This is a genomic window from Pseudomonas gorinensis (assembly GCF_042015035.1).
Lineage (GTDB): Bacteria > Pseudomonadota > Gammaproteobacteria > Pseudomonadales > Pseudomonadaceae > Aquipseudomonas > Aquipseudomonas gorinensis.
This window is the reverse complement of record NZ_CP167125.1, coordinates 4333254-4356536: the sequence shown is the minus strand read 5'-3', so window position 1 is coordinate 4356536 and position 23283 is coordinate 4333254. Positions and strand designations below refer to the sequence as shown.

Here is a 23283-nt window from a genome sequence, read left to right as displayed (position 1 = left end):
AGTCGAATCGTCGCACGGCCCCTCCCATATTTTGATTTGTGGAGTGTCAGGGATGCAGCGGGGCTTATTTGGGATATAGCGGCGGCAAGCTGGTGGTATCCGTCGCGGGGTCCTGCTCACGCTCGGCCATCGGGATGGCTTTCACCGCACGCCACAGGTCTTCGCCGACCCAATAGTGGCCGCTCTCGCTGTAGAGCGCGCCGTTCAACCCATCCAGCGCATCCGACAGCGGCACGAACCGCGCCGCCATGTCGGCCAGGGTTTCCGGCTGTTGCCGCGCCCACGCATCCAGCGCCTGGCGGGTGGCCTGGGGGTCGTTGGCCTGGGCGGCGCGCTTGAGGTCGTCGAGCAGGGTGCGCGGGCTCGGGCCGGTCTGGGCGGCGCGCAATACGGCCGGCTGCCAGCGTGCCCGCCACCACAGGCCGAAGCCGAGCAGGGTGGTGCAAGCCAGGATCAAGGTGCTCAGTTGCCACAGCCACAGGCGGCTATCGTCGGGGGCGGTGATGATGGTGGGGGTGGCGGGGGTGTCCACCACCAGGCTCGGGTTGTTCGCGACTTGCAGGGTGCGGGCCGGCAGGCTGGTGCGTTCCAGGTGATCTTCGTGGGTGTTCCACCACACCACTTCCACCGGTGGCAGCTCAAGGGCGCCGACGTGGGTGGGCACCAGCGCTTCGCGGTCTTCGCGGCTGCCGATCAGGCCGCGGTCGTTGTTCTGGTTGGCGAGCACCGGTTGGTCCGGGTAGCGGCGCAGGCCGTTGATGTCGGTGCTGGGCAGGGCCGGCAGCTGCGCGCTGGACAAGCCTTCGGCCTTGAGCGTGAGGCTGCGGGTCAGGGAGTCGCCGACCTGCACGTGGGTCGGCTCGGGGTTCCAGTTTTCGCTCAAGGTCAGGCTGCGTGCCGGTAACCAGGGGGCGTCGGCCGGGTAGAGTTCTGGCTTCGGCTTGACCGTCAGTTGCAGCGGCGCGGAGCTGACGTGAATCAGCTTGCCGGGCTTGGTGCCTTGCAAGCTGTTCTCTTTCTGCGGACGCGACTCCACCAACGTGGCGCTGAAGGTCTGCGTGGGTATCGCCAGGTTGCCGCTGTGCTGCGGGTAGATGGCATAGCGGGTTTCGATCACACCGTGGCGAATGCTGTTGATGACCTTTTCGTAGGTGCGTGACTCGCCCAGTTGCTCGATGCGCGCATCGGGGATCTGCAACGGCGTGAGGCTGCTGTCGTCGTACAGCGACACCGAGTGGTAGACGCGCAGTGTTAACAGGGCCTGGGCCTGGACGTACACGGTGGACTGGTCGAGGTTGGCTTCGACAAAGACCGGCGCGAGTTCGGCATTGGTGTCCTGGCTGCTGGTTTCCACGACTTGCAGGGTAATGGGCTGGGTCTTGTATTCACCCACTTGCAACGGTGGAATCACCACGTTGCCGTTTTCCTTGGGCAGCAGGGTAATGATCCAGCGCGTGGTGGCGTGATTGTCGCCACCCAAGGTGGTGAGCTGGTTGATCTGCCGGGTGCCGCTGACTTCGAACTGCGCATCCAGGGGGGACAGGTCCGGCTTGCCGAACTGGGTGACGTCGCTGGATTCCACCGTCAGTTCTACCGTTTCCCCGGAGTTGAGGCGGCTGCGGTCGACGCTGGCGACCAGGCTCGCCGCCTGGGCGTGGCCTGCCGATAACGCGAGCAGAAGCAGAAGGGTGGTGCGGCGGCTCATCGAGTCTTGTCCTGATGCTGTTGCTGTTCGTACCAGAATTTGCGCCGCAGCAGTTCGCCGGGGTTGTCCGGGATCTCCTGCAGCCATTGTTCCAGGGCCTGGCGGCGTTCACCGTCAAGGCTGGTGTCCGTGGGGCGCAAGGGCGGGGTGGTGGTCTGCTCATCCCCCAGCTCGCTGCCCGGCACGTCATTGCCACCGGCCTGCGGCGTGGCGCCGGCCTGGGTATCATGGGTGCCGGTTTCACCCTGGGCTGGGGATGACTCCTCGCCTCCTGTGGCACTTTGCCCAGTGGCGCCCGGTTGCGCAGTTTGGCCGGGTTGGGTGGTTTCGTCATCCTCGTTTTTTGCCGGCTGAGTCGGCTCGGGCTGGGCCTGTTGCTGGATCAGGCTCTCCACCAGGGCTTTGTTCTTCAGGGCCGGTTGCAGGTCGGGCTGGGCTTCCAGCGCCTGTTCATAGGCGTCGATAGCCGCTTCCAGTTCGCCGGACTTGGCCAGGGCATTGCCGCGATTGTAGTGGGAATAGGCGTCGCTGCCCTCGGCGAAACGCTTGATGGCCTCGGCGTAGTTACCGGCCTCGTATAGCGCCACGCCTTGCCATTGTGGGTCTTCGAAACGCTCGGCGGCTTCGGCGGGGTGCTTTTTCTTCAGCAGGTACTGGCCTTGCTGGTCAGGGCGCAGCCAGAGGTCCTGGAATTCGAACGCGTAGCTGGGCTGCGGCGCGCCCAACAGCAGCAACGGCAGGCAGAACAGCCAGCCCCGGCGCCCGGCGCAGGCGGCCAGCAGCAACAGCGGCAGAAGCAGCCAGTAGCCCTGGTCGGCCCAGGTGTCGAGGTGCAGCAGTTGGCCGTCGTTGCGCAGGGCTTGGGGCGTGTCGAGTACGCCAAGTTGGCGCAGGTCCTTGTCGTCCAGGCGCGCGGCGCGGTAACGGCCGCCCATCTCGCTGGCGAACGCCTTGAGCGTCGGGCTGTCGAGGCGCGGCACCAGGATCGCGCCCTGTTCGTCCTTGAGGAACTCGCCGCTTTCCTGGGTCACCGGCGTGCCTTCGCGGCTGCCAACGCCGAGGATCGACAGGCTGGGCGCCTGGCTGCCTTGCAGCAGCAAGCGAATGCCCTGGCGTTCCTGTTTGGACAGCGAGGAGCCAATCAGCAACAGGCGCCCCTGGCCGAGACCGCCTTGCTTGAGCAGGCCCAGGGCTTTGTCCACGGCCAGGTCGGCGCGATGGCCGGGCTCGGGCATCAGCGAGGGGCGCAGGGCTTCGAGCAGGTTGCGGCTGGTGGCCAGGTCGTCCGACAGCGGCACCAGTATGTGCGCACTGCCGGCATACACGACGATGGCGGTTTGCGCGTCGCTGCGCGCCTGCAACAAGTCATACAGTTTGCGCCGAGCCTGTTCCAGGCGGCTTGGCGGGCTGTCGGTGGCGAGCATCTCCGGGGTCAGTTCCAGCAGCACCACCAGCGGGTCGGACGGTTTCTGACTGGTTTGTTCCACCCGTTGCCAGCTCGGGCCGAGCAAGGCGAGAAGCGCGAGCAGCCAGGCGATGCCGAGGATCACCCAGGGCGATTTGCTTTCGCGCCCGTTGCCGCCGCTGAGCAGCACGGCGTGGAAGGCCGGTGGCAGGATCATCTGCCAGCGCCCGGCGCGTTTTTGCCGATGCCACAGTTGCCACAGCAACCAGCCGAGCAGCGGCAGCAGCAACAGCCACCAGGGACGGAACCAATGCGGCCACAGGTCGATCATCGACGCCTCCGCAAACGCAGGCGGTTCAGGCGCTGGCGCCATTCAGGGTGTTGTTGCAGGAAATGGCCCTTGGTGGAGAGTTTGTTGAACAGCCGTTGCAAGGCGTTGTTGGGCCAGCGCTCCTGGATCACCAGCAACAGGCTTAGGATCAACGCCAATGCCAGGGGGGCGCTGTAGAGCGCCTGGGCGGGGCGGGCCTGGGTGGGTTGTTGCTCGACCGGTTCGAGTTGATCAAGGGTGTCCTTGATCGCTTGCAGTTCCTCGCCGTCGCGCGCGCGGAAGTAGCGCCCGCCGGTGGCCTCGGCGATTGCCTTGAGCGCCGGTTCGTCGAGGTCCAGGCTCGGGTTGACGCCCAGGATCCCCAGGGAGCCGGTTTGTTCGGGGTCGGCACCGATGCCGATGGGGTAGATCTTCACGCCTTCCTCAGCCGCCAGGCGCGCGGCGGTCAGCGGGTCGATCTGCCCGGCATTGTTGGCGCCGTCGGTGACCAGGATCAGCACGCGGCTTTGCGCTGGACGCTGGCGCAGGCGTTTCAGGGCCAGGCCGATGGCGTCGCCGATGGCGGTGTTCTTGCCGGCGATGCCGATGCGCGCTTCATCCAGCCAGGTGCGTACAGTGCGGCGGTCGAAGGTCAGCGGCGCTTGCAGGTAGGCTTGGCTGCCGAACAGGATCAGGCCCACGCGGTCACCTTCGCGCGCTTCTAGGAAGTCGCCGAGCAGGTGCTGGACCAGGCTCAGGCGGCTGACGTCCTCGTCCTGCCAGTGCATGTCGGGAAAGTCCATGGAACCGGACACGTCCACCGCCACCAGTAGATCGCGGCCACTGGCGGCAATCGGCAGCGGTTCGCCGAGCCACTCGGGCCGGGCGGCGGCCGTCAGCAGCAGCAGCCACAGCAGCACGAACGGGGCCTGCTGGCGCCAGCCGGGCAGGTTGACCCGCGCGCGGCGGCGGGCGAGGCCTTCGAGGTCGTTGAGGTAGCTGACTTTCAACGCCGGCTCGCCGCTGTCGGCCGCCGGCAATATAAGCCGCATCACCCAGGGCAATGGCAACAGGGCGAAGATCCACGGCCAGGCGAACTCAAACATGTTTGCGAATCCAGGTGTCGACGGCTTGGGTCAGGCCCGCGATGGCTTTGTCATCGAGTTTGCATTCGGGTTTATAGGCGCCTTCCACCAGCACCATCCAGCGCGTGAGACCGGCGGCGGGGCAGCGGTTATCGAGGAACGCCAGCCATTTGCGGCCGTTGAGGGTGTGGCTCTGGCTGTAGGGATAGTCGTTGCGGCACAAGCGCTTGAGCAGGCCATTGAGCTGCTGCAGCCAGGCGCCGGCGGGGGCGCCGTCATAGGGTTTGGGCATCAGTGCGAGTTCCGCCAGGGCCGCGATGCGCAGCGGGTCGAGCGGTTGTTCGGCGCGAGCCAAGGGGCGCCGCGCGGGCACAAAGCGGCGCAACGACCACAGGCCCCAGCCCAGCAGCGGGATGATCAGCAGCAACAGCCACCAGCCGGGCGCGGGTGGCCAGAAGCCAATGCTCGGCGGGGCGATCAAAGGTTGCAGTTGGTCGAGGCTGCTCATTGCTTTTTAACCGGGCGTTGCGGGTTGAGGTATTCGCGCAGTTGCTCGACCATTTCACTCTGGGTGCTCAACGGCATCAACAGTATTCGCAGTTTCTGCGCGAGCAATTCCCAGCGGGCGATGCGCGCTTCGGCCTGGGCCTTGTAGGCTTGGCGCAAGTCGAAATTCAATGTGTCCAGTTCCAACTGTGCGCCTCTTTGCGCGAAACGCAGCAGCCCGGCGGCGGGCAGGGCATGGTCCAGCGGGTCGGAGATCGGCATCAGCAGCAAGTCGCAATGGCGTGACAGCAGGCTCAGTTGTTGTTCTGCACCTTCGGTGAGGGCGCGTTCATCACAGATCACGATCACCAGGCTGCCCGGGCGCAGGACTTCACGCCCACGGCGCAGGGCCATGCCCAGGGCGTCGGCTTCGGGGCGGCTCTCGGTGTTGAGGCTCTGGTTGACCCGCACCAGGCGGTTGAGCAATTGCAGCAGGCTTTGCTTGCTGCGCCGGGGTTTGATTTCGTAGTGCTCGTTGTCACCGAACACCAGCCCGCCGACGCGGTCGTTATGCCCCAGGGCTGCCCATCCGATCAGGCTGGCGGCCTGGGCCGCCAGCACCGACTTGAACATCTGCCCCGAACCGAAAAACAGCCGGCAGCTTTGCTCCACCATAATAAAGATCGGGCGTTCGCGTTCTTCGTGGAACAGCTTGGTATGCGGTTCCTGGGTGCGCGCGGTCACACGCCAGTCGATGGTGCGCACGTCGTCCCCGGCCTGGTACACGCGCACCTGGTCGAAGTCGACGCCGCGCCCGCGCAGTTTGGAGTGGTGCAGGCCGATCAGCGGGCTGCGCTGGCTCGGCGTGGAAAACAGCTGCACTTCGCGCACGCGGTGGCGCATCTCAATCAATTCGCTGAGGGTGACGCGGATTCCATCGCTGGCGTTCATCGACTTCAAGCGACGGCAACGACGTCGAGAATGCGTTGTACCACGCGGTCCTGGTCGATCCCGGCGGCTTCGGCTTCGAAGGACAGGATGATGCGGTGGCGCAGCACGTCGAACAGCACCGCCTGGATATCTTCCGGGCTGACGAAGTCACGCCCGGCCAGCCAGGCATGGGCACGGGCGCAGCGGTCGAGGGCGATGGAGCCGCGCGGGCTGGCGCCGTAGGCGATCCATTCGGCCATCTCCGGGTCGAACTTGGCCGGGGTGCGCGTGGCCATGACCAACTGCACCAGGTATTCCTCCACCGCATCGGCCATGTACAGGCCGAGGATTTCCTTGCGCGCGGCAAAGATCGCCTGCTGGCTGACGCGGCGTTCAGGCTTGGTTTCGCCGTTGAGCGCTTCGCCCCGCGCCTGTTGCAGGATGCGCCGCTCCACGGCGGCGTCCGGGAAGCCGATCTTGACATGCATCAGGAAGCGGTCGAGCTGGGCTTCGGGCAACGGGTAGGTGCCTTCCTGCTCGATGGGGTTCTGCGTGGCCATCACCAGAAACAGCGGCGACAGCTCATAGGTGCTGCGCCCGACACTGACCTGGCGCTCGGCCATGGCCTCCAGCAAGGCGGATTGCACCTTGGCCGGGGCACGGTTGATTTCGTCGGCCAGCACCAGGTTGTGGAAGATCGGCCCCTGTTGGAACACGAAGCTGCCGGTTTCCGGGCGATAGATCTCGGTGCCGGTGATATCGGCCGGCAACAGGTCGGGAGTGAACTGGATGCGATGGAACTGCGCTTCGATGCCTTCGGCCAGCTCTTTGATCGCCTTGGTCTTGGCCAGGCCCGGCGCGCCTTCCACCAGCATGTGGCCGTCGGCGAGCAGGGCGATGAGCAGGCGATCGATGAGTTTTTCCTGGCCGAGAATCTGCGTAGAAAGAAAGGTTCGCAGCGCAAGCAGCGCTTCACGATGTTCCATCGATGACGGTTCCTGGAGAGATGAGCCTGGTGGTCGAGCGCGAGCGCCAGGCTTGGGAGGCTTACTTTAATGCATCGAAGGGGGTGGCGACTAACGGCGTCACGGGTATTTTCAGAAAAACTTGTAGGGTTTTTGTGTGGGAACACAGTCAATGTGGGAGGGGGCTACATCCCGATGGCGGCGCGTCAGTCACAGATGTATTAACTGACCCGATGCTATCGGGGGCAAGCCCCCTTCCACATTTGATCGATGGTGCAGCTTAAATCCGGATGAAAGTGCCGGTGCCTTTGAGGATGTTTTGCAGGGTTTGCTCGACTTCGGCCAAGTCCGAGGCGGCTGTGGCATGGGTGATTGCCAGGTGGTCCTTGCCGCCCAGGGCGTCGGCGTCGCCTGCGGCGAGTTCTACCTGCAGCGTGGTATCACTCAGGGTGACCTTCAGGCCGTCCAGGGTCGACGGCTCGTAATCCCAGGTCAGCTCGACTTCGTTTTCATCCGGATACCGGGTCAACATGAACATCTCGCCGTTTTTACCGTGGCAGCAGAGCATGGCCATGTTGTCTTCTTCGTCGTCGCACGGGGTGGCCATCAATGCGTCGGTTTTCAGCTGCAGCATGGGGAATCCTGTGTGGGGGAGGGTGTTGCGTGGGCAATTGTGCCATTGCGGCGAATTTTGTGCTGCATCCTGTGTCAGACCCAGTGCATGACCTGATGGGCAAGATCGGTCATTTCTGGTACTCGCTGCGGCGAAAACAGCCGGTTTTTCTGCGGGAAAATCCGGGTTGTCCAAGTCGCAACCGCAAGCCTGCTTACCGATGACCGAATATGTCGCAGCACCGCAAGCAGCGGTCTTCCTACACTCGTTAAGCTGCGCAACGGATGTGCCCTGTGCCGGGAGCCTGACCTGCCCGTCGTACCGTCGCCCGGCAAGGTGTACGTTCAATGGACGTTGTATGTGACCTGACTGTCTTGTCCAGCTTCACCCACCTGTCACCCTGATTCGTTTAAGGTGCTTAACTCGTTACCTGCGAACAGAGCTGACGGTCTCCCCGCAAGGGGATAACACGCGACGCTTCCATCAATAACAAGCCCAAGCGGAGTACCACAGATGGCGTTCTTCACCGCAGCCAGCAAGGCCGACTTCCAGCATCAACTGCAAGCGGCACTGGCGCAGCACATCAGTGAACAGGCACTGCCACAAGTGGCGCTGTTCGCTGAGCAATTCTTCGGCATTATTTCCCTGGACGAACTGACCCAGCGTCGCCTTTCCGACCTGGCCGGTTGCACCCTGTCTGCCTGGCGCCTGCTTGAGCGCTTTGATCACACCGAATCGCAAGTGCGGGTCTATAACCCCGATTATGAACGTCATGGCTGGCAGTCGACCCACACTGCGGTCGAAGTGCTGCACCATGACCTGCCATTTCTGGTGGACTCGGTACGCACCGAGCTGAACCGCCGTGGCTACAGCATTCACACCCTGCAAACCACCGTGCTCAGCGTACGCCGTGGCAGCAAGGGCGAATTGCTGGAAATCCTGCCTAAAGGCACCCAGGGCGAAGGCATCCAGCAAGAATCGCTGATGTACCTGGAAATCGACCGCTGCGCCAACGCCGCCGAACTCAACGTGCTGAGCAAAGAGCTGGAGCAGGTATTGGGCGAAGTGCGCGTGGCCGTGGCCGATTTCGAGCCGATGAAGGCCAAGGTCCAGCAGCTGCTGGAAAGCATCGACGCCAGCCCGTTCGGTATCGACGGCGAAGAAAAGGCCGAGATCAAGAACTTCCTGGAATGGCTGGTGGGCAACCACTTCACGTTCCTGGGCTATGAGGAATTCGTGGTACGTGACGAGGCGGATGGCGGTCATATCGAATATGACGCCAGCTCGTTCCTCGGCCTGACCAAGCTGCTGCGCGCCGGCCTGACCGCCGACGACCTGCGCATCGAAGACTATGCCGTGTCCTACCTGCGCGAGCCGACCGTGCTGTCGTTCGCCAAGGCCGCGCACCCGAGCCGCGTACACCGCCCGGCGTACCCGGACTACGTGTCGATCCGCCAGATCGATGCCGACGGCAAGGTCGTCAAGGAATGCCGCTTCATGGGCCTGTACACCTCGTCGGTGTATGGCGAAAGCGTGCGGGTGATCCCTTATATCCGTCGCAAGGTCGCGGAAATCGAACGCCGTTCGGGCTTCCAGGCCAAGGCGCACCTGGGCAAGGAGCTGGCCCAGGTCGTTGAAGTATTGCCCCGTGACGACCTGTTCCAGACCCCGGTCGACGAGCTGTTCAGCACCGTGATGTCGATCGTGCAGATCCAGGAGCGCAACAAGATCCGCGTGTTCCTGCGCAAAGACCCGTACGGTCGTTTCTGCTACTGCCTGGCCTATGTGCCACGCGATATCTATTCCACCGAAGTGCGCCAGAAGATCCAGCAAGTGCTGATGGATCGCCTGAAAGCCTCGGACTGCGAATTCTGGACCTTCTTCTCCGAGTCCGTGTTGGCCCGTGTACAACTGATTCTGCGGGTCGACCCGAAGAACCGCCTGGACATCGACCCGCTGCAACTGGAAAAAGAAGTGGTGCAGGCCTGCCGCAGCTGGCAGGACGACTACTCCAGCCTGGTCGTGGAAAGCTTCGGCGAAGCCCACGGCACCAACGTGCTGGCCGACTTCCCGAAAGGCTTCCCGGCCGGTTACCGCGAGCGTTTCGCGGCGCATTCGGCCGTGGTCGACATGCAGCACCTGCTCAGCCTCACCGAAGCCAACCCGCTGGTGATGAGTTTCTACCAGCCGTTGGGCCAGGTGTCCGGCCAGCGCGAGCTGCATTGCAAGCTCTACCACGCGGATACCCCGCTGGCCCTGTCCGACGTCCTGCCGATCCTGGAAAACCTGGGCCTGCGTGTGCTGGGTGAATTCCCGTATCGCCTGCGCCATGCCAATGGCCGCGAGTTCTGGATCCACGATTTTGCGTTCATCGCCGCCGAAGGCGTGAACCTGGACATCCAGCAGCTCAACGACACCCTGCAGGACGCGTTCGTGCATATCGTGCATGGCGATGCCGAGAACGATGCGTTCAACCGCCTGGTGCTCACCGCTGGCCTGCCATGGCGTGACGTCGCGCTGCTGCGTGCCTATGCCCGTTACCTCAAGCAGATTCGCCTGGGCTTCGACCTGGGCTACATCGCCAGTACCCTGAACAACCACACCGACATCGCCCGCGAGTTGACCCGGTTGTTCAAGACCCGCTTCTACCTGGCGCGCAAGCTCAACGCCGACGACCTGGAAGACAAGCAGCAACGTCTGGAGCAAGCGATCCTCACGGCCCTGGACGACGTCCAGGTGCTCAACGAAGACCGCATCCTGCGTCGCTACCTGGACCTGATCAAGGCCACCCTGCGCACCAACTTCTACCAGACCGACGCCAACGGCCAGAACAAGTCGTACTTCAGCTTCAAGTTCGACCCGCGCGCGATTCCCGAGCTGCCCAAGCCGGTGCCGAAGTTTGAAATCTTCGTCTACTCGCCACGGGTCGAAGGCGTGCACCTGCGCTTTGGCAACGTTGCCCGTGGCGGCCTGCGCTGGTCCGATCGTGAAGAAGACTTCCGTACCGAAGTGCTCGGCCTGGTAAAAGCCCAGCAAGTGAAGAACTCGGTGATCGTGCCGGTGGGCGCCAAGGGCGGTTTCCTGCCGCGTCGTCTGCCATTGGGCGGTTCCCGTGACGAGATCGCGGCCGAAGGCATTGCCTGCTACCGCATCTTCATCTCCGGGCTGCTGGACATCACCGACAACCTGAAGGACGGCGCCCTGGTGCCGCCGGCCAACGTGGTGCGGCATGACGGCGATGACCCGTACCTGGTGGTCGCGGCGGACAAGGGCACTGCGACCTTCTCCGACATCGCCAACGGCATCGCTATCGACTACGGCTTCTGGCTGGGCGATGCGTTCGCCTCCGGTGGCTCGGCCGGTTACGACCACAAGAAAATGGGGATCACCGCCAAGGGCGCGTGGGTCGGCGTGCAGCGTCACTTCCGTGAGCGCGGCATCAACGTGCAGGAAGACAGCATCACCGTGGTGGGCATCGGCGACATGGCCGGTGACGTATTCGGTAACGGCCTGTTGATGTCCGACAAGCTGCAACTGGTCGCGGCCTTCAACCACCTGCATATCTTCATCGATCCAAACCCGAACCCGGCCACCAGCTTTGTCGAACGCCAGCGCATGTTCGAGCTGCCTCGTTCGGCGTGGAGCGACTACGACACCAGCATCATGTCCGAAGGCGGCGGTATCTTCTCGCGCAGCGCGAAGAGCATTGCCATCTCGCCCCAGATGAAAGAACGCTTCGACATCCAGGCCGACAAGCTGACCCCGACCGAACTGCTCAACGCCTTGCTCAAGGCGCCGGTGGACCTGTTGTGGAACGGTGGTATCGGCACTTACGTCAAGGCCAGCACCGAAAGCCATGCCGATGTGGGCGACAAGGCCAACGACGCGCTGCGCGTCAACGGCAACGAGCTGCGCTGCAAGGTGGTGGGCGAGGGCGGTAACCTCGGCATGACCCAGCTGGGTCGTGTGGAGTTCGGCCTCAATGGCGGCGGCTCCAACACCGACTTCATCGACAACGCCGGTGGTGTGGACTGCTCCGACCACGAAGTGAACATCAAGATCCTGCTCAACGAAGTGGTGCAGGCCGGCGACATGACCGACAAGCAACGCAACCAGTTGCTGGCGAGCATGACCGACGAAGTCGGCAGCCTGGTGTTGGGCAACAACTACAAGCAGACCCAGGCCCTGTCCCTGGCCGCGCGCCGTGCCTACGAGCGTGCCGCCGAGTACAAGCGCCTGATGAGCGACCTGGAAAGCCGTGGCAAGCTGGACCGCGCCATCGAGTACCTGCCGACCGAGGAACAGCTCACCGAGCGCGCTTCCGCCGGCAAGGGCCTGACCCGTCCGGAGCTGTCGGTGTTGATCTCGTACAGCAAGATCGACCTCAAGGAAGCACTGCTCAAGTCGCTGGTGCCGGATGACGAGTACCTGACCCGTGACATGGAGACCGCGTTCCCACCGAGCCTGGTCGCCAAGTTCGGTGAAGCGATGCGTCGCCACCGCCTCAAGCGTGAGATCGTCAGCACCCAGATCGCCAACGACCTGGTCAACCACATGGGCATCACCTTCGTTCAACGCCTCAAAGAGTCGACCGGCATGAGCCCGGCGAACGTGGCGGGCGCCTATGTGATCGTGCGGGACATCTTCCATCTCCCGCACTGGTTCCGCCAGATCGAAGCCCTGGACCACCAGGTCTCCGCCGACGTGCAACTGGAGCTGATGGACGAACTGATGCGCCTGGGCCGCCGCGCGACGCGCTGGTTCCTGCGCAGCCGTCGCAACGAACAGGATGCTGGCCGCGATACCGCACACTTCGGTCCGCACCTGGCCGCGCTGGGCCTCAAGCTCGACGAACTGCTGGAAGGCCCGACCCGTGAAGGTTGGCAGACCCGCTACCAGGCCTACACCGAAGCCGGCGTGCCGGAATTGTTGGCGCGCATGGTTGCAGGCACGACTCACCTGTACACCTTGCTGCCGATCATCGAAGCCGCCGACGTCACCGGGCATGACGCCGCCGAAGTGGCCAAGGCCTACTTCGCTGTCGGCAGCGCCTTGGACTTGCCGTGGTACCTGCAGCAGATCAGCGATCTGCCGGTGGCCAACAACTGGCAGGCCCAGGCTCGCGAAGCGTTCCGCGACGACGTGGACTGGCAGCAGCGGGCGATCACCATCTCGGTACTGCAAATGGCCGACGCGCCACAAGACATGGAAGCCCGCGTGGCCCTGTGGCTTGAGCAACACCAGGACATGGCTGATCGCTGGCGCGCCATGATGGTGGAAATCCGTGCTGCGGTCGGCACGGACTACGCCATGTATGCGGTGGCCAACCGTGAGTTGCTGGACCTGGCGTTGAGTGGTCAGTCGGGGCTGCAACCGGCTTGATTTAGCGCCTGAAACAAAAGCCCCTGCATTGTGAGATGCAGGGGCTTTTTGTTGGAATGCCCTTTATCAAACACCCCAAAAACTGTGGGAGGGGCTTGCCCCCGATAGCAGAGTGTCAGCCAGCCTCTTCATGACTGGCCCACCGCTATCGGGGGCAAGCCCCCTCCCACATTTTGATCTCGTTTTATCTGGAGATTAATGGTGTTTCAGCAACTTGGCTTCCAGGTGATCCAGGTGCTGGGTCATCAGGACCACTGCGGTGCTTGAGTCGCGTTGCTCCACCGCATCCACAATCGCCTCATGCTCCTGCCACGCGCAATACGTGCAGGCTTTCGTTTCGTACTGGGCAATGATCAGCGACGTCAACGGCACCAGGCTGTTGAGAAACTGCGCCAGTGGCCCATTCCCGGCAATGGCCGCCAAATTCAGATGAAACTCCCCCGACAAGCGAATCGCCGGCCCACGCAGGTCCCGTTCGATGCCGTCACGCTCGCGTGCGATCAATTCGCGCAACTGCCGGATTTGCATCGGCGTGGCTTGGGCGCAGGCCAGTTGCACCACGGTGATTTCGGTCAGTCGCCGCGCTTCCAGGATCTGCCGTGTTTGCTGCGCGTCCGGCGCCGCCACCTGGGCGCGTTGGTTGGGGCGCAGGATGATCACTTGTTGATGGGAAAGCTTGGCCAGCACGCGACGAATCACACTGCGGCTGACGCCAAAGGTTTCACCCAGGCCCTCTTCGGTAAAGCGGCTGGAGGGGGCGATGCGTTGTTCGAGGATGGCGTCGAACAGCCGTGGGTAGATGTCATCCACCGAGGTTTTTTTAGCGCCCACCAGGCGCATGCTGGGCAGGGCAGTGACAAGGGGGGCACGTTGCAAGGCGTGGGCGGTCATGGCCGGTCTCCAAAAAAATCAACTGCCCAGATGGTCGTCCGGGATGTTCAAGCGAATGCCCATGCGCAGGCCTTCCTGGAGGATGTGCCGGCGCATTTCGGCACTGGCCAGGGCGCTGTTTTTGTTGCGGATGGCGCGTACTACGGCTTCGTTTTCCTGAAGGCGTTCGGCCAGGTGCTCGGGGGAATTGCGCAGCACCTGGGCGCTTTGCTTGAGGGCGTTGCTGGTTTGTTGCACCACGTTCTGGAAGATCGGGTTGGAGGTGAGCGCAAACAGTTCTTCGTGAAAATCGAGGTAGGCGTTCATGCCGGCTTCGGCATCCCCGGCGTCGAGGGCTTCGCGCATGTCCATCAGGGTCAGGCGCAGTTGGCCGACTTCCTTGCTGCTGATGGACTGGGCCACCAGGCCGACGATGAAGGGTTCGAGGGTGTAGCGCAGTTGCAGGATGTCTTCGAGGCTGGCGTCGGCCACAGCGTCGCTCGATTGCGGTTCGCTGATGCTGGTTTCCAGCACGACCACACCTTTGCCGGGCATGGAACGCACCAGGCCGAGGGTTTCCAGCACAATCACGGCCTCGCGCAGGCTGGGGCGGCTGATGCCCATCTGTTCGGCCAGTTCACGCTGGCCGGGCAACATTTCGCCCCGGCGCCACTGACCCCGCGCCAAGGCGGCGCGGAGTTTTTCTACGACTGAATTGACGACGGTTGAGGTGCTGATCACGTCGTGCGCTCCTTAAAAATGAATAATCCCTGCACTGTAGGAGCGAGCTTGCTCGCGAAAAACTTCAAGTCACCGCGTGCATCCAGAATGCCCGCGTTATCGTTGACGATCTTCGCGAGCAAGCTCGCTCCTACAGTGGAAGGCGTTAGCGTTCTAGAATTCCTGATGCGCTGGCACTACCGGCTTTTTAGCCTGGAAGGCATAACCCTGCTGGCCGTCCAGCACTTTGTTGGCGCGCTGGATGTCGATGTCTTTTTCCCAGCGGGCGATGGCCACGGTGGCGACGCAGTTGCCGATCAGGTTGGTTAACGCACGGCCGATGCCCATGAACCAGTCCACCGCCAATACCAGCACCAGGCCGACCACCGGAATCGCCGGGATGGCCGTAAGGGTGGCCGCCAGAATCACCAGCGCCGAGCCGGGAATCCCATGGGCGCCCTTGGAGGTGATCAGCGACACCAGCAAGATCGTCAGCAGGTCGGTCATCGACAGTGGCGTGCCGGTGGCGTTGGCGATAAACACGATGGCCAGGGTCAGGTAGATCGAGAAACCGTCGAGGTTGAACGAATACCCGGTCGGAATCACTAGGCCCACGGTGGAGCTGCCAATGCCCAGGTGTTCGAGTTTGCGCATGACCTGCGGCAGCACCGCGTCGGAGGAGGCGGTGCCCATCACGATCAGCAGCTCTTCACGCAGGTACTTGAGCAACGGCAACATGCGCAGGCCCGACAGGCGCATCACCAGGCCGAGGATCAGCGCGACAAACGCAAAGCAGGTCAGGTAGAACAGGCCCACCAGGCTGCCCAGGTGTTGCAGGGAGTCCAGCCCGTAGGTGCTGGTGGTGAAGGCGATCGCGCCAAACACGCCGATCGGCGCCAGGCGCACGATCATGCCCATGATGCGGAAAATCACGTGGCTCAGTTCATTGATCAGCCGAGTGATACCGGAAGCCGCTTCGCCCACCAGGTTCAACGCGCTGCCGAACAACACCGAAAACAGCAGCACTTGCAGCACATTGTTATCGGCAAAGGCGCCGATCACCGAGTTGGGGATCAGGTCCATCAGGAACTGGCTGGTGCCCTTGATGTGCTGGCCCTTGTCGGCCAGTTCATGCAGGCCCGCGGAGGAGAGCTGTTCCAGGTGGATATTGGCTCCGGTGCCGATGCCGGTGCTGAAGGCCATGACCAGGCCGATCACCAGGGCAACCGTGGTCAGCACTTCAAAGTAGATCACTGACTTGAGGCCGATGCGCCCGACTTTCTTCAAGTCACCGGCGCCGGAGATACCGCTGACCACCACGCAGAACACGATCAGGCCAATCAGCATCTTGATCAGCTTGATAAAGCCGTCACCCAGGGGTTTGAGTTGCGAGGAGAATTCGGGAAGGGCAAGGCCGCAGGCGATGCCGAGCATCAGGCCAATCACGACTTGCAGGAAAATCGAACGCGAGCACCATCTGAGCATGGGAGTGATCTCTATTCGGTGCCCCGGTGGTTCCAGGGCTTAATTGTTGTGGTCATACCGGTAAGTCCAGTGCGTCGCCAGTCTAGGCCAGGTATTTTTGAAATAACAAGTCATTCTTCGTCGGTTGACAGGTCCCGGTCTGACCAGTTGGTCGTGGAGGGCGGCGCTTGAGCGGTTGGCCGCGTGGAAATTTTTTCGCTTATCATCCGCGACCTGGCATGTGAGGTGATGGATGGATACACCAGGACTGAGCACCGATGAGACCGGACAGGTCTACTGCACCTGGCGCACGGCGGCGCCGGAATACCCTCGATACCACGACCGCGAGTGGGGCGTGCCGGTGGCCGATGATGTTCAGCTGTACGAGAAGATTTGCCTGGAGGGCTTTCAGGCGGGCATGGCGTGGATCACCATCCTGCGCAAGCGTGAGCAGTTTCGGGTGGCGTTCGAGGGCTTTGATTTTCGCCGGGTGGCGCAGTACGGCGCGGCGGATGTCGAGCGGTTGATGCAAGATCCGGGCATCGTGCGTAATCGGGCGAAGATCGTTTCCACGATCAACAATGCACGCCGGGCGTGTGAGCTGGTGGACGAGACCGGCTCGCTGGCGCAGTGGTTGTGGGCGTTCGAACCCGGCCCTGAAGAGCGTCCGGCAGTGGTGGACCTGGCCTACTGGACCGGCAATCCGACTTCACCCGCCTCGGTGCGCTTATCCAAGGCCTTGAAGAAACGCGGCTGGACGTTCGTGGGGCCGACCACGATGTATGCGCTGATGCAGGCGATGGGGATGGTCAACGATCACCTTGATGGGTGTGCGTGCCGCCCAAAGATCGAAGAATTGCGCCGCCAGTTCAAACGCCCGTGAGCCACAGACAAACCGCAGTTAAAAAATGTGGGAGGGGCGGTGCGACGATTCGGCTTGCCCCCGATGAGGGAGTGTCAGTCACTTATTTGTTAACTGACCCAGCGCCATCGGGGGCAAGCCCCCTCCCACATTTGGATCTGCATACATCAGGTCGATCTGAGTCTGCTTTTGCTCTGGCTTTGGCTGCCTTGGAACCGACCAGAGTTGTGCCTGGTGTACTCGGTAAAAAATGTGGGAGGGGGCTTGCCCCGATGAGGGAGTGTCAGTGGATGCATCTATGGCTGACCCACTGCTATCGGGGGCAAGCCCCCTCCCACATTCAGCACCCCACCCAAACTTCTGATTGGGGGTGCGGCTGATTATTTTGGAAGAGGGGTCAGCACTTCGGCCTTGTCGTCCAGCACTATCACCACCAGCAACTTGGCCGGCTGGGTCTGGCTGGCATTGCTGGATTCAAAGTGTCGCGAGCCGGCCGGCTCGTAGAACGATTCGCCGACCTTGTAGGTTTTCGCTTTCTCATCATTGACCCGCGAAGTGATCGCGCCTTCGAGCACGTAGGCCACGGCTGTGCCCGTGTGGCTATGGGGCACGGTGGCTTGGCCGGGGGCGTAGTCCACGGTGAGCATGAGGGTTTTCTTGCCGGGCACATTGGTCAGCGCGTGTTCTTGCAGGACCTTGATCGATTCCTGGTTGTACACGGGCTCGTGGGCAAAGGCGCTGAGCGAGGCGAGCATCAGGGTGGTGGCGAGCAGGCGTTTCATGGCGACGTTTCCGAAAAGTTCGAGACCTGCCCACCGTACGCCGGGTTTTTCGCGCGACCAATGACCAATCCGGTGGAAAACCCCTTAGCCAATCTGCTGGAGGATATCGCGCACCTTGTCCAGCGCCGGGTCGATGTCGAGGGTCTCGATGGCCCCAAACCCGATGATCAGGCCCGGACGCACCGGCGTGTCGTGGAAGAACACGTCCAGCGGGTACAGGCCGACTTCCACCTGGCGCGCCAATTCCATCAGCAACGGGATATTCACCGGTACTTTGCACAACGCCGCCATATGGAACCCGGCGACGGTGGGCACCGCTTCGAACCACGGCGCAAGGTCGCCCGCCAGGCGTTGCAAAATGCGCTCGCGGCGCCCGGCATATACGGTGTGGCAGCGGCGAATATGCTTGAGCAAATAGCCTTCGCTGATGAACTTGGCCAGCGCCCATTGCGGCAATGTGGAGCTGTGCTGGTCGGTCAATTGCTTGGCCTTGAGCACCGCACCGTAGATCGCCGGGGGCAGCACCGCATAACCCAGGCGCAGCTCGGGCAGCAGGGTTTTGGAGAAGGTGCCGACGTAGGTGACCACGCCACGGGTGTCCAGGCTTTGCAGGGAATCGGTGGGGCGGCCTTCGTAGCGGAACTCGCTGTCGTAGTCATCCTCGATAATGATCGCCCCCAGCTCGAATGCGCGGGCCAGCAAGGCTTCGCGACGTGCCAGGCTCATGGGCATGCCGAGTGGGAATTGGTGTGACGGCGTGACATAGATCAGTCGTGTGCCATCGGGGATCCGGTCGACCTGGATGCCGTGTTCATCGACGGGAACGCCAATAACCAAGGCCCCCATCGCCATGAACAATTGGCGCGCGGGGCTGTAGCCGGGGTCTTCCATGGCGACGATGCTGCCCGGTTCCAGCACCACGCGGGCGATCAGGTCCAACGCCTGTTGCGCACCGTTGGTGACCACGATGTCGCTGTCGCGGCATTTGACCCCACGGGAAAACGCGATATGCCCGGCAATGGCGCTGCGCAGGGCCGGCAACCCTTCGGGCTGGCTGTAGAACCCGCTGTCCTGGGCGATGCGCCGCAACGCGTCCTGGGTGCAACGCCGCCATTCATCCTGGGGGAATTGGTTGCGGCTGGTGGCGCCGCCGATAAATTCACAGCGCAACGTGCTGTCGCGAGTGGGGTGGCGCATGGGCGAAGGCAGTGACTGCCACTTTTTCAGGTTGGCGGCGCAGGCCAGGTCGGTAGCGGTTTGCAGGCGCTCGGTCTGCGGCGTACGGGCGTTGACGAAGGTGCCGCGGCCAGTCTTGCCGACCAGCAGGCCTTCGTAGGTCAGGGTGGCGTAGGTGTCGGATACGGTCTTGCGTGATACCCCCAGTTGTTCGGCGAGCAAGCGGCTGGGCGGCAGTTGCGCGCCGGCGGCCAGGCGCCCGGAGACAATGGCTTCGTGCAACTGCTGGTACAGCTGTTCGGCCAGATCCTTGCGGCCATTGATGATGACGTGCAGTTCCATGTTTCATCCCGGGGTCTTCGTTCTGTGCCAAGGTTACTCGCTCGCGAGGCGCGCTCAAAATGGTCCCTGGGTAAACCGTCGAATTGGCTATAGGGCTTATACCGTGAGGGTTCTAGGCTGAGGTGTCATTGCCCGAGAACTGCCCCATGGAATCCCGTCTGGACTACTACACCGCGTCACCACAAGCGCTCAAGGGCATGTTGCTGCTGGAGGCGAACACCTTTGGCCTGTCCATCGAGCGGCCGCTGCTGGAACTCATCAAGATCCGCGTTTCGCAGCTCAACCACTGCGGCTTTTGCACCGATATGCATTCGATGGCGGCGCGTCAGCGCGGCGAGACGGAGCGACGTTTGTTCGCGCTGTGCGTATGGCGTGACTCGCCGTTCTTTACGCCGCGGGAGAAGGCGGCATTGGCCTGGTGCGAATCGGTGGCGATGCTGCCGACTTCCAGTGTTTCAGACGAACTCTTCAGCGCCGTGCGCGTGGAGTTCAGCGAGCAGGAACTGGTGGACCTGACCATGGCGGTATCCAGCATCAGTGGCTGGAACCGCCTGGCGGTGAGTTTTCGCCAGCAACCGCCGAACGCTTGATCGGGATATTCACCAGCGCTCTACGTATACACCTCAGGTTCATGCCTCAACACTTCAGTATCGACGCAGTGCGCGCACAGGGTGTTCGCGTTGATAACGACGAAGCGTTCTTCGTCAGTGACTGGAGTACCGTAATGGAAGAATTGCAGGACGAAGGCGCGTCTGCCTTACAGCTGCGTCAAAAGACCTTGATGGATCTGGATGCAGCATGGGGATCGATGCGTATCGGTGAGATCTCGGTTGGCCGCGTGGCCCTGGATAATATGGGCGCGCGCGTGGAGGGCGCGGACCTTGACGTGGCGCGGTATCGTGTCAAGGAAGCTGATCAGGCATTGATCGATCAGATCACGTTTTCTGCTGTGCACCTTAAGGACTATCTGGCGTCCGCCAGCAGTGCAACCTGTGACCAGGCCACCGCCGCACTGTTTGAACTGGCGTCATTACGTTCGGATTGGGCGCCCGCTATGTTGAGCACGCCTGATGTTTCGGACGGGGCGATTGTCAAGCTCGATCGACTGCTGCGGCGGGTACAGGACGTCAACCTCAACGACGTGGGTGCCATGGAAAGCCTGCCCGGCTGGGCCGATAAGCTTAGAAGCGGGAGTGCCCAAACCTTGGGAGCCGGGCTGCAGCTCTACGGTTTTTACAGTGCCATTCGAGGAATAGGCGAAGCGCTCAGAACGGGGGATGCGGGCGAGCTGTTGTTCGAGGGCAGCGCCTTTTCCGCAGAAATGACGTCCCTCGGCGTGGAGTTGGCGCTGGAGCGTATCGGCCAGAAAATGATGAGCGCCGGCCATACGGTTTATCGCGGGTTCTGTGCATCACGCGCGGGATTGCTGTTACGCCGTGGTGCTGGATTGATCGCCTCGGTATTGACCGTGCCGTTTGACCTTGCCCAGGCGGGCATTGCGCTTTCAAACGCGCTGAAAGCAGAAGGCAAACAGGCGCAGGATCTCTACGTCGAGGCCGGTTTCAGTCTCGTCAGCGCAACCCTCAGTCTTGCACTGGGCGTCTCGGCGTTGGCCGGCTTCAGCGCGACCGGGCCCGTAGGCCTTATCGCCGCAGCGGTGCTGATTGTCGGTACCCGGATTTATGCCGCGTGCCGGGTGGTGGATGATATCGATGATTACATCGAGTTGAGCACCCATGAGCGCCTGCGCAGCGGCTGGTTCGCGTTTACCGGTATCGACTTGGATGAAGGCGTACTCGATCGCTACACGACCAGCCGCGCGCGCACTGTATACGCAGAAAGCCTCAAGGCCCAAGCCAGGGCATTGCTTGGCGGTGAGATGAAGAACAGTGTGCAGGCCATCGTCAATGGCACGTTCGAGGTCCACCTGCAGACGATACGGCACTGGAAACATCAATGGGATGAGCAGGCGGGTGAGGCCCCCCACACGTTGGTCCGTGAACCGGTCATCCACGAGGTGGATGACCACTTCGATGCGACCAAGGAAGGGGCCGTCGATTTATTGCCCGAGGCCACCTGGGGGACGAAGGGGCCCGAAAAAGGTGTGCTCTGGCTGCTGGGTGGCGGGGATGACACGGTGTTGGGGGTGCCCACCCGCCCGAACCACTTTCGCTACAGCGGTGGCCGCAAGTACCTGGTGGGCGGCAGCCAGGACGACGAATTCATGTTCGAGGTACCGCCGGATACTTTTTCTGGCGCAGAAGGGCGGGTGCCGATCTCGGTGTTGGTGGGCGGTACCGGGGCTGACACCCTGAGCTTTCTCGGCGAGGCGACATGGCCGCGTGCAGCAGGCTTCAACGTCAACCTGGGGGCGGGCAGCGTGACATTGATGACCGACAATGGCCGCGACGGTCTCAAGTGCATGGGGTTGTGGAGCATTGAGAATGTTGCGTCCCTTGCCGGCGCTTCCAGCGTGATTACCGGCAGTAACGAGGCCAACCGTATTGTCTTGAAGGGGGAGCACGACAAGGCCCACGCAATGGCCGGAGACGACCAGTTGTTGATACAGCGGGGCAGTGCCAGGGTGAATGGCGGTCCAGGCGCCGACTACTTCGAGATTCTTGAGAGCGCCAAGGATGTCGTCATCGAGGAGGACGGCCAGCAGCGGAGCCTCATCATGCTCAACTGGCCCTTCAGCCGGATTCAACGCTGGTGGATCTCGGGCAACGCTCTGAAGGTGGAGTCTACCCTGGGGCTGGACGGTGAACTGCCAGGCCCTTGTGTCGGGATCGAAAATGTCTACACGTTGCGTGAGGGTAAACGCCATCTGGTCAACGAACTTTTCAGCTTTCTCACGCAGGACGGCTATCGAATAACGCCCTTGTTGCCTGAAGCGTTGGAACCGACCGGGGAGCCGCAAGTGAGCATGGAAGTGCTGGCGCCTCCCGGACCCAGGATCTCCCCGATTATTCTGGGCCCCGGTCAGTCGGTTGCCTTGGCGGCAGGCACGCCCAGTTACTTTGTCAGTCGCGGCCACGGGATGACGGCCATTGATGCCCATGCAAGTCAGGAGCAGGGCCGATGCTGTGTGTATGTGGACTATGACAGCCAGGAATTGGCAGGGGTGTATACCACCTATCATGTGACCACGCGACGCGTGAGCAACTTCGACTACCTGGATTACACGGGCGCGAAGATAAAGTTTGAGTGGGCTGATGGCCGCACGCTTTATCTGGACGAATACGCGGCGCAATCCTCAGCGACGTGGACGAGCGTGGGCGGTTCATTGCAAGCGTCAGCCTTGAAGTTGAAGGCTGAGTTCGTCGTGGTGATGCGTGATGGTGTTTCGTACCGGCTATTACCGCCGGTGCAGTCTTACGTCGGTGATTTCGCCACTCCAGGTTATAAAATCAAGGACGCAATGGCTTCGTTGAACCTGAGGTACGGGCATTACCCGTTCTTGAGGCCGCGCACGCCTAAAAGCATAAATCTGACCGCTCACTCACAACGGGTGCACCTGGGCGCGGCGCCTCAGCTGGCAACCTGTGTGTTATGCGGACGGGGCGGGGTGTACGAAATCTATCTGACGTCCTGGGCGACCGTTGAACTATCGACACCGCAGGCGCTGAGTAAAGAGTCCGATGCATCGACCTGGGACTTCTTTTGTACAGCGCTGGCGGAAGATATTCAGCTCGACAGCATTGTTGTCAGCCCTGGCCACATCAAGGTGGGCAGCGTGTCGATTAGGGTCCCCAAGTATGACGACCCCGACGTTCCCTTGGAAAACATCCGGATTCATTCAAAGGACGGCGGACGTTTCGACGTCAGGCTGGACCTTGGCAAGGTGTATCTCGCCAGGGTCGCCGCTTCGGGCAATAGTTCGATTGCGCAACTGTTGAAGGCCTTGCGTCACTGCCGACAAAGAGCCGCAGTGTTTACGCCACGCGTTAACGTGACGGGCATCGGCATGGCCGATGGGACAACGGGCACTGTTTATTATGACGTCATGGCTGATTGCTGGAGATTGGACGCTGACAGGCATCGGCAGGTATCCAGTGATGAGCTGGCTGTTTCAACTTGAATCCATAAGCTGCCGAGGTGGTTCTTACGGGCGGCTGAACAACATAGTCTAAGGACATTCTATGAAGCAATTTACTTCCCCTTCCGTGCAACCGGTAGCAGGGCG

Annotated in this window: 16 protein-coding genes and 1 pseudogene; 4 read left to right on the top strand and 13 right to left on the bottom strand. The window is 62.1% G+C overall.

The window, feature by feature from the left end:
- Window positions 1-64 precede the first annotated feature (64 nt).
- The 7 genes from AB7933_RS19780 to AB7933_RS19750 form a co-directional block, all read right to left on the bottom strand.
- The gene (locus AB7933_RS19780; protein ID WP_305452078.1) at window positions 65-1705 is read right to left on the bottom strand and encodes a BatD family protein; all 1641 of its coding nucleotides are present in this window, start codon (window positions 1703-1705) and stop codon (window positions 65-67) included.
- Window positions 1702-3441, bottom strand: a complete 1740-nt coding sequence (locus AB7933_RS19775; RefSeq protein WP_024075912.1) for a tetratricopeptide repeat protein — start codon at window positions 3439-3441, stop codon at window positions 1702-1704. Before AB7933_RS19775 ends, AB7933_RS19780 begins: the two co-directional genes overlap by 4 nt.
- Window positions 3438-4526, bottom strand: a complete 1089-nt coding sequence (locus AB7933_RS19770; protein WP_024075911.1) for a vWA domain-containing protein — start codon at window positions 4524-4526, stop codon at window positions 3438-3440. The genes AB7933_RS19775 and AB7933_RS19770 overlap by 4 nt, the downstream gene beginning before the upstream one ends.
- A complete protein-coding gene (locus AB7933_RS19765; RefSeq protein WP_024075910.1) occupies window positions 4519-5013 on the bottom strand; it encodes a DUF4381 domain-containing protein in 495 nt (164 codons plus the stop codon). The genes AB7933_RS19770 and AB7933_RS19765 overlap by 8 nt, the downstream gene beginning before the upstream one ends.
- The gene (locus AB7933_RS19760; protein ID WP_024075909.1) at window positions 5010-5942 is read right to left on the bottom strand and encodes a DUF58 domain-containing protein; all 933 of its coding nucleotides are present in this window, start codon (window positions 5940-5942) and stop codon (window positions 5010-5012) included. Before AB7933_RS19760 ends, AB7933_RS19765 begins: the two co-directional genes overlap by 4 nt.
- A gap of 5 nt (window positions 5943-5947) precedes the next feature.
- Window positions 5948-6907, bottom strand: a complete 960-nt coding sequence (locus AB7933_RS19755) for an AAA family ATPase (protein ID WP_017739127.1) — start codon at window positions 6905-6907, stop codon at window positions 5948-5950.
- Between the two features lie 259 nt (window positions 6908-7166).
- Window positions 7167-7520, bottom strand: coding sequence for a hypothetical protein (locus tag AB7933_RS19750; RefSeq protein WP_024075908.1), 354 nt, complete (start codon window positions 7518-7520; stop codon window positions 7167-7169).
- A gap of 492 nt (window positions 7521-8012) precedes the next feature.
- On the opposite strand from AB7933_RS19750, the gene AB7933_RS19745 reads away from it, so the two are divergent.
- Window positions 8013-12881: an NAD-glutamate dehydrogenase gene (locus tag AB7933_RS19745; RefSeq protein ID WP_024075907.1), complete on the top strand. Its 4869-nt coding sequence runs from the start codon at window positions 8013-8015 to the stop codon at window positions 12879-12881.
- Window positions 12882-13076: 195 nt separating this feature from the next.
- Here AB7933_RS19745 and AB7933_RS19740 read toward each other — a convergent pair whose 3' ends face one another.
- The 4 genes and pseudogenes from AB7933_RS19740 to AB7933_RS19725 all read right to left on the bottom strand — a co-directional run bounded on the left by AB7933_RS19740 (window position 13077) and on the right by AB7933_RS19725 (window position 15956).
- The gene (locus tag AB7933_RS19740) at window positions 13077-13772 is read right to left on the bottom strand and encodes a GntR family transcriptional regulator (RefSeq protein ID WP_024075906.1); all 696 of its coding nucleotides are present in this window, start codon (window positions 13770-13772) and stop codon (window positions 13077-13079) included.
- Window positions 13773-13790: 18 nt separating this feature from the next.
- A complete protein-coding gene (locus AB7933_RS19735; RefSeq protein WP_024075905.1) occupies window positions 13791-14492 on the bottom strand; it encodes a FadR/GntR family transcriptional regulator in 702 nt (233 codons plus the stop codon).
- 32 nt (window positions 14493-14524) lie between these two features.
- Window positions 14525-14614 (bottom strand): annotated as a pseudogene (locus AB7933_RS19730) (outer membrane lipoprotein carrier protein LolA); the annotation flags it as partial.
- 31 nt (window positions 14615-14645) lie between these two features.
- The gene (locus AB7933_RS19725) at window positions 14646-15956 is read right to left on the bottom strand and encodes a C4-dicarboxylate transporter DctA (RefSeq protein WP_024075903.1); all 1311 of its coding nucleotides are present in this window, start codon (window positions 15954-15956) and stop codon (window positions 14646-14648) included.
- A 232-nt stretch (window positions 15957-16188) separates the two neighbouring features.
- On the opposite strand from AB7933_RS19725, the gene AB7933_RS19720 reads away from it, so the two are divergent.
- Complete coding sequence (locus tag AB7933_RS19720) at window positions 16189-16818, top strand: DNA-3-methyladenine glycosylase I (RefSeq protein WP_024075902.1); 630 nt, start codon at window positions 16189-16191, stop codon at window positions 16816-16818.
- A 359-nt stretch (window positions 16819-17177) separates the two neighbouring features.
- On the opposite strand, the gene AB7933_RS19715 is transcribed toward AB7933_RS19720, so the two are convergent.
- Window positions 17178-17579: a cupin domain-containing protein gene (locus AB7933_RS19715; RefSeq protein WP_024075901.1), complete on the bottom strand. Its 402-nt coding sequence runs from the start codon at window positions 17577-17579 to the stop codon at window positions 17178-17180.
- A gap of 84 nt (window positions 17580-17663) precedes the next feature.
- Window positions 17664-19097, bottom strand: coding sequence for a PLP-dependent aminotransferase family protein (locus tag AB7933_RS19710; RefSeq protein WP_024075900.1), 1434 nt, complete (start codon window positions 19095-19097; stop codon window positions 17664-17666).
- A gap of 146 nt (window positions 19098-19243) precedes the next feature.
- Here AB7933_RS19710 and AB7933_RS19705 point away from each other — a divergent pair, with 146 nt between their 5' ends.
- Both AB7933_RS19705 and AB7933_RS19700 read left to right on the top strand, forming a co-directional pair.
- Window positions 19244-19687, top strand: coding sequence for a carboxymuconolactone decarboxylase family protein (locus tag AB7933_RS19705; protein ID WP_024075899.1), 444 nt, complete (start codon window positions 19244-19246; stop codon window positions 19685-19687).
- Window positions 19688-19821: 134 nt separating this feature from the next.
- Entirely contained in the window at window positions 19822-23178 is a 3357-nt protein-coding gene (locus AB7933_RS19700; RefSeq protein ID WP_041160957.1) for a hypothetical protein, read from the top strand.
- Window positions 23179-23283 lie beyond the last annotated feature (105 nt).

Coding starts and splice junctions, on each gene's coding strand:
- AB7933_RS19780 (WP_305452078.1), bottom strand. CDS start 1,705: ATGAGCCGCCGCACCACCCTTCTGCTTCTGCTCGCGTTATCGGCAGGC.
- AB7933_RS19775 (WP_024075912.1), bottom strand. CDS start 3,441: ATGATCGACCTGTGGCCGCATTGGTTCCGTCCCTGGTGGCTGTTGCTG.
- AB7933_RS19770 (WP_024075911.1), bottom strand. CDS start 4,526: ATGTTTGAGTTCGCCTGGCCGTGGATCTTCGCCCTGTTGCCATTGCCC.
- AB7933_RS19765 (WP_024075910.1), bottom strand. CDS start 5,013: ATGAGCAGCCTCGACCAACTGCAACCTTTGATCGCCCCGCCGAGCATT.
- AB7933_RS19760 (WP_024075909.1), bottom strand. CDS start 5,942: ATGAACGCCAGCGATGGAATCCGCGTCACCCTCAGCGAATTGATTGAG.
- AB7933_RS19755 (WP_017739127.1), bottom strand. CDS start 6,907: ATGGAACATCGTGAAGCGCTGCTTGCGCTGCGAACCTTTCTTTCTACG.
- AB7933_RS19750 (WP_024075908.1), bottom strand. CDS start 7,520: ATGCTGCAGCTGAAAACCGACGCATTGATGGCCACCCCGTGCGACGAC.
- AB7933_RS19745 (WP_024075907.1), top strand. CDS start 8,013: ATGGCGTTCTTCACCGCAGCCAGCAAGGCCGACTTCCAGCATCAACTG.
- AB7933_RS19740 (WP_024075906.1), bottom strand. CDS start 13,772: ATGACCGCCCACGCCTTGCAACGTGCCCCCCTTGTCACTGCCCTGCCC.
- AB7933_RS19725 (WP_024075903.1), bottom strand. CDS start 15,956: ATGCTCAGATGGTGCTCGCGTTCGATTTTCCTGCAAGTCGTGATTGGC.
- AB7933_RS19720 (WP_024075902.1), top strand. CDS start 16,189: ATGGATACACCAGGACTGAGCACCGATGAGACCGGACAGGTCTACTGC.
- AB7933_RS19715 (WP_024075901.1), bottom strand. CDS start 17,579: ATGAAACGCCTGCTCGCCACCACCCTGATGCTCGCCTCGCTCAGCGCC.
- AB7933_RS19710 (WP_024075900.1), bottom strand. CDS start 19,097: ATGGAACTGCACGTCATCATCAATGGCCGCAAGGATCTGGCCGAACAG.
- AB7933_RS19705 (WP_024075899.1), top strand. CDS start 19,244: ATGGAATCCCGTCTGGACTACTACACCGCGTCACCACAAGCGCTCAAG.
- AB7933_RS19700 (WP_041160957.1), top strand. CDS start 19,822: ATGGAAGAATTGCAGGACGAAGGCGCGTCTGCCTTACAGCTGCGTCAA.